At 61.9% G+C, this 7,691-nt stretch carries 9 protein-coding genes and 1 tRNA gene; 8 read left to right on the top strand and 2 right to left on the bottom strand.

Annotated features, from left to right (window positions below; translation table 11 throughout):
- Positions 1-141 precede the first annotated feature (141 nt).
- The 6 genes from coaD to tgt all read left to right on the top strand — a co-directional run bounded on the left by coaD (position 142) and on the right by tgt (position 4,682).
- The gene (coaD, locus tag AC1DT3_RS08080; RefSeq protein ID WP_477464738.1) at positions 142-642 is read left to right on the top strand and encodes a pantetheine-phosphate adenylyltransferase; all 501 of its coding nucleotides are present in this window, start codon (positions 142-144) and stop codon (positions 640-642) included.
- 139 nt (positions 643-781) lie between these two features.
- Positions 782-1,330: a peptidylprolyl isomerase gene (locus AC1DT3_RS08085; protein WP_477464739.1), complete on the top strand. Its 549-nt coding sequence runs from the start codon at positions 782-784 to the stop codon at positions 1,328-1,330.
- Positions 1,327-1,731: a hypothetical protein gene (locus AC1DT3_RS08090; RefSeq protein ID WP_477464740.1), complete on the top strand. Its 405-nt coding sequence runs from the start codon at positions 1,327-1,329 to the stop codon at positions 1,729-1,731. The genes AC1DT3_RS08085 and AC1DT3_RS08090 overlap by 4 nt, the downstream gene beginning before the upstream one ends.
- A 45-nt stretch (positions 1,732-1,776) precedes the next feature.
- On the top strand, positions 1,777-2,244 hold the full coding sequence (locus tag AC1DT3_RS08095; protein WP_477464741.1) for a peptidylprolyl isomerase: 468 nt from the start codon (positions 1,777-1,779) through the stop codon (positions 2,242-2,244).
- 72 nt (positions 2,245-2,316) lie between these two features.
- A complete protein-coding gene (queA, locus tag AC1DT3_RS08100; protein WP_477464742.1) occupies positions 2,317-3,399 on the top strand; it encodes a tRNA preQ1(34) S-adenosylmethionine ribosyltransferase-isomerase QueA in 1,083 nt (360 codons plus the stop codon).
- Positions 3,400-3,509: 110 nt separating this feature from the next.
- Positions 3,510-4,682 carry a tRNA guanosine(34) transglycosylase Tgt gene (tgt, locus tag AC1DT3_RS08105; RefSeq protein WP_477464743.1) on the top strand — a complete coding sequence of 391 codons (1,173 nt, stop codon included), beginning with the start codon at positions 3,510-3,512 and terminating at the stop codon, positions 4,680-4,682.
- Here tgt and AC1DT3_RS08110 read toward each other — a convergent pair.
- Positions 4,663-5,727 carry a hypothetical protein gene (locus tag AC1DT3_RS08110; protein ID WP_477464744.1) on the bottom strand — a complete coding sequence of 355 codons (1,065 nt, stop codon included), beginning with the start codon at positions 5,725-5,727 and terminating at the stop codon, positions 4,663-4,665. The genes tgt and AC1DT3_RS08110 overlap by 20 nt on opposite strands.
- Positions 5,728-5,898: 171 nt before the next feature.
- Between AC1DT3_RS08110 and AC1DT3_RS08115 the strand changes: the two genes are divergently transcribed.
- Positions 5,899-5,974 (top strand) — tRNA-Lys (locus tag AC1DT3_RS08115).
- A gap of 221 nt (positions 5,975-6,195) precedes the next feature.
- On the opposite strand, the gene AC1DT3_RS08120 is transcribed toward AC1DT3_RS08115, so the two are convergent.
- On the bottom strand, positions 6,196-6,840 hold the full coding sequence (locus AC1DT3_RS08120) for a YoaK family protein (RefSeq protein ID WP_477464745.1): 645 nt from the start codon (positions 6,838-6,840) through the stop codon (positions 6,196-6,198).
- Positions 6,841-7,297: 457 nt separating this feature from the next.
- Between AC1DT3_RS08120 and AC1DT3_RS08125 the strand changes: the two genes are divergently transcribed.
- Entirely contained in the window at positions 7,298-7,507 is a 210-nt protein-coding gene (locus AC1DT3_RS08125; protein WP_477464746.1) for a cold-shock protein, read from the top strand.
- Positions 7,508-7,691 lie beyond the last annotated feature (184 nt).

Below are 7,691 nucleotides of genomic sequence, written 5' to 3' on the forward strand. Positions count from 1 at the left end.
ATCAGGAAGACGACGAGAAGGCGGAACGTCATGTGACCCTCCTTTATGAGGTCATAAGCATCATCCTCGAAAACGCTGTCTGTGGCGGTGTGCCTACGCACCGCTTGCCCCGGCGCCATTCTCAAGCTACGCCATAGCCTTATGACCCGTACCGCGCTCTACACCGGCAGCTTCGATCCCGTCACCAACGGCCATCTGGACGTGGTGCGCCAAGCCTGCTCGATCGCCGACAAGCTTATCGTGGCGATAGGGGTTCACTCCTCCAAAACGCCGATCTTCACCGCAGAGGAACGGCTGGAATTGCTGGACGCGACGTGTGGACCCATAGCCAAGGCTCTGGGCACAGAGCTCGAAGTCCACACCTTCTCCGATCTCGCGGTTCAGGCGGCGAAACGCCATGGCGCGAGCCTGATCGTCCGAGGCGTCCGCGATGGCACCGATCTCGACTACGAAATGCAAATGGCGGCCATGAACGCGGCGATGGCGAGCGACGTGCAGACAGTGTTTTTCGCCGCTTCGCCCCCCGTTCGCCCCATCACCGCCACGCTCGTGCGTCAGATCGCTTCGATGGGCGGCGATGTCTCGGCCTTCGTGCCGGCCCTCGTCGTCGAGCGATTGAATCAAAAATTCAAGCGGCGTTAGAGCGTGACCAGCAAAAGTGGAACGCGGTTTTGCGTCTGATCACGCTCTATCATATTGAGAGGGTGCATGATCTTCTCGCCGATGCGTTTTCACTTCGGCGGATCATGCACGAGGCCGTCTTACCAAAGGAGACTACCCGATGAAGCGCTTGCTCGTTGCCGGAGCGATTGTGTTCGCGAGCCTGATGCCTGCCGCCGCCCAGCAGGCCGGCGATCCGCAGAACACCATCTATCTCGACACGAAGGACGGTCGTATTACCATTCAGCTTCGTCCGGATCTCGCACCCAAGCATGTGGAGCAGATCAAGGCGTTGACGAAGCGTGGCTTCTACAACGGCGTTGTGTTCCACCGCGTCATCGGTGGGTTCATGGCGCAGACGGGCGACCCCACCGGGACCGGCACCGGCAAATCCGATCTGCCGAACATTCCGGCCGAGTTCAGCAAGACCCAGTACAAGCGTGGCTCCGTCGGCATGGCCCGCTCGTCGAGCCCGGATTCGGCCAACAGCCAATTCTTCATCTGCTACGAGGGCTGCGGCCCGCTGACCGGCCAATACACCCTATTCGGAGACGTCGTCGCCGGCATGGACGTGGTCGACAAGATCAAGAAGGGCGATTCTGCCAATAACGGTCTCGTCACGAGCCCGGACAAGATCGTGAAGATGCAGATCGCCGCCGACGCGAAGTGACGCGCCTTCGCCGATTCTCCAGCCTATGGGGCGCGGCCATCCTCACGGCCGCGTTCTGGCTGCCGGCCACGGCCCAGGATTCCCCTCGTCCCCGCGTGCGGATAGACCGGCTGGCCGATATCGGCCCCGCCGTCTATTCGTGCTGGCGTCTGCCGCGGGGGTTGGACGTCTCGGGCCAGGAAATGACTGTCCTCGTCAGTTTCAAACGGACGGGGGAAGTGCTCGGGCGGCGCATTACCTACTACAAGGCAGGCGGAAACGCGGACCAGCGGGAGGCGTTCACCCGTGCCGTCCGGGAGACATTCGAGCATTGCACGCCTCTTTTCGTGACGGATGAGCTCGGTGCGGCCATCGCCGGTCGACCCTTCACCTTTCGCTTTTCCGATACTCGGCATATGTGAGCCGGGACAAACCTCGTCAAACAACAAACAATACAGGAGTAACCCATGGCTGACCCCGAGAACACGCTCGTTCTGGAAACCACCAAGGGCCGCATCGTCATTGCGCTTCGTCCCGATCTCGCTCCCAACCACGTGGAGCGGATCAAGACGCTCGCGCGCAAGGGCTTCTATGACGGCGTCGCCTTCCATCGTGTCATCGACGGCTTCATGGCGCAGACCGGCTGTCCCAATGGCACCGGCACCGGCGGCTCAGACCTTCCCGATCTTCAGGCCGAGTTCAATGCCGAGCCGCACGTGCGTGGCGTGTGCTCGATGGCTCGCACCAATTATCCGCATTCCGCCAACTCGCAGTTCTTCATCTGCTTCGACGATGCGCGCTTCCTCGACAAGCAGTACACCGTGTGGGGCAAGGTCGTTGAAGGCATGGACAACGTCGACAAGATCAAGCGCGGCGAGCCTGTTCGTGATCCCGACACCATCGTGTCGATGAAGGTGCAGGCCGACGCCGCCTAAGTCGCAAATACCGGCCTATCTCTCCTCCCCCAAGGGGGAGGAGCCAGCAAGGCGTTCCAGGTCAAACTCGCAATGCACGTCGACCTCTTCGATTTCGACCTTCCCGAGGACCGGATCGCGCTTCGGCCATCCGAGCCGCGCGACGCGGCGCGGATGCTTGTCGTCCCGTCGGGGACGGCAGCTTTCTCGGATCGGACGGTTCGGGACCTGCCTGATCTGCTGCATCCGGGCGACGTTCTGGTGCTCAATGACACCAAGGTCATTCCATCGCGCCTCTACGGTCTGCGGGTGCGGGACGAGACGGCTGCGCGGGTCGAAATCATGCTTCACAAGCGGGAAGGGGCCGATTCCTGGCGCGCCTTCGCACGCCCTGCGAAGAAACTCCATGTCGGCGATCGCATCCGCTTCGGCGAACCCTCCGAAAGCATGGTGTGCGAGCTGACCCAACTCGATGCCGAGGTTGTCGCGAAAGGTGAGGGGGGCGACGTCGGGCTTCGCTTTTCGTTCGCAGGACCGGCGCTCGACGAGGCGATCGCCCGGTTCGGGGAATTGCCGCTGCCGCCCTACATCGCGGGTAAGCGGGCCACGGACGACAGGGACGCCGCCGATTATCAGACGGTCTATGCCCGCGACGAGGGTGCCGTCGCCGCGCCCACGGCCGGACTTCATTTCACCGACGAACTGTTCCGCCGGCTCGAGGAGCGTGGCATCGCGCGCCATTTCGTGACGCTCCATGTGGGGGCCGGCACGTTTCTACCGGTCAAAGCCGACGACACGGCGGACCACCGCATGCATGCCGAATGGGGGACCGTCAGCGCCGAGACCGCAGACGCACTCAACGCGGCGAGGAGAAGCGGCGGGCGTATCGTCGCCGTCGGCACCACGTCCGCAAGGCTTCTCGAAAGCGCCGCGCGCGAAGACGGGACAATCATGCCGTTCTCCGATGAGACGGCGATCTTCATCACACCCGGATATCGCTTCCGCGCAGTGGACGTGATGATGACTAATTTTCATCTGCCGCGATCCACATTGTTCATGCTCGTCTCTGCCTTCGCCGGCCTGGAGCGCATGAAGGCGGCCTATGAACACGCCATCGCGGCGGATTACCGGTTCTATTCGTACGGAGACGCTTCACTGTTGTTCAGATCCGCCTGACAGCGCGGGAATGAACCTCTGGTTGCCGTGGYCCTCGCCGCAATTTCCCATGCCGGCTTTCCCTCGGGCTCCCGATCGGAGATAAGGCGACAGACGAATTTGGGATATTCATGAGCACCGATCAGTTCACCTTTACCGTCTCCAAGACCGACGGCGCGGCGCGCACCGGCGAAATCCGCATGCCGCGCGGCGTGATCCGGACCCCCGCCTTCATGCCGGTGGGAACCGCTGCGACGGTGAAGGCCATGTATCCGGACCAGGTCAAGGCGCTGGGCGCGGACGTGGTGCTAGGCAACACCTACCACCTCATGCTGCGGCCCGGAGCGGAACGGGTCGCCCGGCTCGGCGGCCTGCATCAGTTCATGAACTGGCCGTATCCGATCCTGACCGATTCCGGCGGCTTCCAGGTCATGTCTCTGGCGTCGCTCCGCAAGATCGACGAAACCGGCGTCACCTTCCAGTCGCACATCGACGGATCGAAGCACGTGCTGACTCCGGAGCGCTCCATCGAGATTCAAGGATTGCTCGGCTCCGACATCCAGATGCAGCTCGACGAATGCGTGAAGCTGCCGTGTGCGGACGACGTTGCCGAGAAGGCCATGCGGCTGTCCCTGCGCTGGGCCGAGCGTTGCAAAATCGCTTTTGGCGACCAGCCGGGCAAAGCCATGTTCGGCATCGTCCAAGGTGGCGCGGTGGAGCATTTGCGTATCGAGAGCGCCAAAGAGCTCACGGCGCTCGACCTGAAGGGCTACGCCATCGGAGGACTCGCGGTCGGCGAGCCGCAGGAGGTGATGCTACGCATGATCGAAACGGTCGAACCGCATCTGCCGACGGGCAAACCGCGCTACCTCATGGGGGTCGGCACGCCTGACGATCTCGTCGAGTCGGTGCGCCGTGGGGTCGACATGTTCGATTGCGTGATGCCGACCAGGGCCGGCCGCCATGGCCAGGTCTTCACGCGCTTCGGACGCATGAACCTGCGCAACGCGAAGTTCGCGGAAGACATGCGTCCGTTGGACACCGAAGCGAAGTGCGTTGCGTCGAACACCTATTCGCGGGCGTATCTGCACCACCTCGTGCGGTCGAACGAGATTCTCGGCATGATGTTGCTGACCTGGAACAATCTCGCCTATTACCAGGATCTCATGGCCGGCTTGCGCAAGGCGATCGCCGAGGGACGACTGTCCGACCATATCGGCGAGATCAAGGACGGCTGGGCGAAGGGCGAGCGAGACGGCATCGCCGAGCACGTCGACAACATCCCTACGGGCGGCGAGGATTGATCACGCTGTAGAAGCCGTCCGCGCTGTCCTGGCCGCTCGTCGCCGCATCCTTGAGGCTGTCAACGATGCGGCGCGCGATCCCGATGCGATAGTGCAGCGGATCCCAATAATTGGCGTCGTTTTCCGTGACTGCTGACGGATATCTGAAATCGACGACGAGCGCGCCATGCGCCTTGGCGATCTCGGCGATCCGCATCTTGCAAACGGCATCGAGTGCCGCGTCCCTTGTGCCGGGGACGGGTTGGGCGCGCACGTGGTTGGGCGTGAACACGAGGGCGACCGACGTCGACGCCGGAAGCTTCGCCAACATGTCCCCGAGCCAGGGGAGTGCCGGAAACACGAGCCCACGCTGCTCCTCCGGCTTGAACGCGAATGGTACTTTCGGGGCGGGCCCGCGAACCCATTGTCCCAGATGGGAACGCGCCCGATCGAGGTCGTAGAGGGCCTCGTCCGGTACGAAGATCTCATATCCGTCCGGCGGTATCCGCTCCCGCATGAAACCAAGGCGGTTGAGGGCGACGCGGCCGGCAATCTCGAGAGCGTTCAAGTTGAGCAATTCCGGATAATCGTTCAGCCGGCTTTCGTCATAGAGCCACGGCGGAAAGGCGCGGAAGGTGAGCTTCTTCTTGTCGGCATCCTCCTCGCACCAGGTGGTGTCGAGGCCGAAGACGAGGGTCTTTGGCGCGGGCACGCTGCGCAAAAACAGGTCCGCGAGCTGCATCTGCTCCCACGGCGTCGCCGCGTTCATGCCGAGATTGGCAAAACGGCCGCCGAACGACGTGTCGAGCTGTTTGGGATCGAGGAGACGCACGGTCGACGTCCCGAAGACGGCCGAATCGTAACGGCCGCTGCGGATGATCTGCGGGTACATGAACCGCTGATTCACATCCATGATCGGTGTCGGGGCATGGTTCGGCGAGGCCCGCACGCCGAAGGGATCGACGAACGCGACGAAGGCATAGAGCGACYCGGCGAGCAGCACCGCCGCAACGGCGAAACTCACCGCAAAACGCCGCCAGAGGCTTTCACCGGCTTGGACCATCATGGGCGGGTGATCGCGGGAGAGCCGGACATTGTCAACCGGGGCGGTATCGCCCAGCTCCTCAACTTTCCGCAATCGGGTGGGGAAATTCGATCTCGTGAGCTGTCGTAAGGGGCGAACCCCGCCTTTTTGATTGACCCGTCATGCGAGAGCCCCTATTTCGGGCCCACCCTCGAGCGCGTAGCTCAGCCGGTAGAGMATCTGACTTTTAATCAGAGGGTCCTGGGTTCGAGTCCCAGCGCGCTCACCACCTAACCTGTTAAAAATATGGGTTTTGTGGTTTTCGTTCTTGGGTGTCCGGCGCCCTGGTTCCCAATTTTGCAACGTTCGTTCCCAGTCCGGCAACTTTCCCGCCGCTCGTAGTCCGCCATAACCGAGCACTCCGGCCATTGGTCTTCGATGCCGCCCGGCTGCTAGGGATAAAAACTCTCGTGTTCGGCAGGCACTAGGCCGACACGTCAACCTGTGCCTTCAGCGTTCCGGCGCGTCGGTGCGGCGTGCAAACAGAGCGAGCCCGGCCGCGGTGACGCAAGGCACCCACAGGCCATAGAGGCCGACCTTCCCGTAGCATAGGGCTCCAAGAAACGCGCCGAAGCAGAGGGATGCCCAAAGCGCTAGACTCGGCGCCCAGCCGGTATTGGTTCCGCCGCGCAGAACCGCAGCAATTCTGTGTCCGACCCGGACCAGAGCGCCGGTCATGTAGGTCAAGCCGATCCCCGGTTCACCCTTGCGCTGAAAGATGGCATTCTCCATGCCCATTGCGAGTACCATCGCAGCGACGCTCGCGAACGATAGGCCGGACGCGTGAGCGATGGCCGCAACCCCGAGCAGCGCGGATTCCGTCAGCAGGAGCCTGGGGCGTCGGGACGCCTCCCCATTGCCCGCGAGAATCGACCCGAGAGCCGCACCCACGACGAACAGGAAGATGATCAACGCACCGGTCGCCGCATCGCGCCACTCCCCCTGTGCGAGGCTGACGCCGAGGCGGGTCGAGTTGCCGCTCATGAACGACACAAACAGCCCACCGAGATGGATGAAGCCCATCCCATCGACGAATCCGGCAAGGCCGGCAAGCATGAACGCGAGTGTTACCTGACCCCTCGAATAGCCCACCATCGCGAATCGTCGTTCCTTCGGTACCGTCCGTGCAGCACGCTGCCACAGCGCGGCGCCATTGTGCTATCCCAGCTACGCCGTCATTACCGATCGCATAGGGGGCGAGTCGGACTTGGTCCGTCGGATTGGCGCCCCGAGCGACGAATCTGAAGAGATTCCATCTTGGGCCCCGTATTTCTAACGTTGCGTCAGTCAGGCCTTGGGCGTTAGGCATGAAAAACCGTGACGATGCCGCGTCTTGTCGAGCGGAAACGAGCATTTTTCTCGATATAGCTTGCTATTGTCTCAATTGAGGTCCATATATTTCTTATCGAATATTTGGCCGGATCATCGGGCCGTATCGCTTAGGCACTGCCGGGCGCGCGTTCAGACACCTACCGAAACATCGACAAACCAAGCAGGGAACACGCTTTGGCGTGGATCTCCGCTTACGTGCACCTATGTAAAAGGAAATGCCATGAACACCGGCACCGTGAAATTCTACAACGACCAAAAAGGCTTCGGCTTCATTCAGCCCGACAACGGCAGCAAGGATGTCTTCGTTCACGCCACCGCTCTCGAGCGTGCTGGCATGCGTGGTCTGGTTGAAGGTCAGAAGGTCGCTTTCGATACGGAAGAAGACCGCCGCACCGGCAAGATCGCCGTCAGCAACATCCAGACCGCCTAATTCGGCGGCGTGGTTGCGCCATTGCATAAGAAGCCGCTCCCCCCGTGGAGCGGCTTTTCGTTTTTGCCGGGAAGCCATGAACCCGCCTGACGCGAGCAATTGCACTGGAATTCATGCAGCGAAGTCAAAATGTTAGAGCGCGATCAGGGAAACCGAAGTCGCTTTTTCTGATCCCGCTCTAGTG

It is taken from the genome of Microvirga sp. P4_G7 (genome assembly GCF_056401005.1).

What these genes read in the sequence shown, in the direction of transcription:
- coaD (WP_477464738.1), top strand. Translation starts at nt 142, where the DNA reads ATGACCCGTACCGCGCTCTACACCGGCAGCTTCGATCCCGTCACCAAC.
- AC1DT3_RS08085 (WP_477464739.1), top strand. Translation starts at nt 782, where the DNA reads ATGAAGCGCTTGCTCGTTGCCGGAGCGATTGTGTTCGCGAGCCTGATG.
- AC1DT3_RS08095 (WP_477464741.1), top strand. Translation starts at nt 1,777, where the DNA reads ATGGCTGACCCCGAGAACACGCTCGTTCTGGAAACCACCAAGGGCCGC.
- queA (WP_477464742.1), top strand. Translation starts at nt 2,317, where the DNA reads ATGCACGTCGACCTCTTCGATTTCGACCTTCCCGAGGACCGGATCGCG.
- tgt (WP_477464743.1), top strand. Translation starts at nt 3,510, where the DNA reads ATGAGCACCGATCAGTTCACCTTTACCGTCTCCAAGACCGACGGCGCG.
- AC1DT3_RS08120 (WP_477464745.1), bottom strand. Translation starts at nt 6,840, where the DNA reads ATGGTGGGCTATTCGAGGGGTCAGGTAACACTCGCGTTCATGCTTGCC.
- AC1DT3_RS08125 (WP_477464746.1), top strand. Translation starts at nt 7,298, where the DNA reads ATGAACACCGGCACCGTGAAATTCTACAACGACCAAAAAGGCTTCGGC.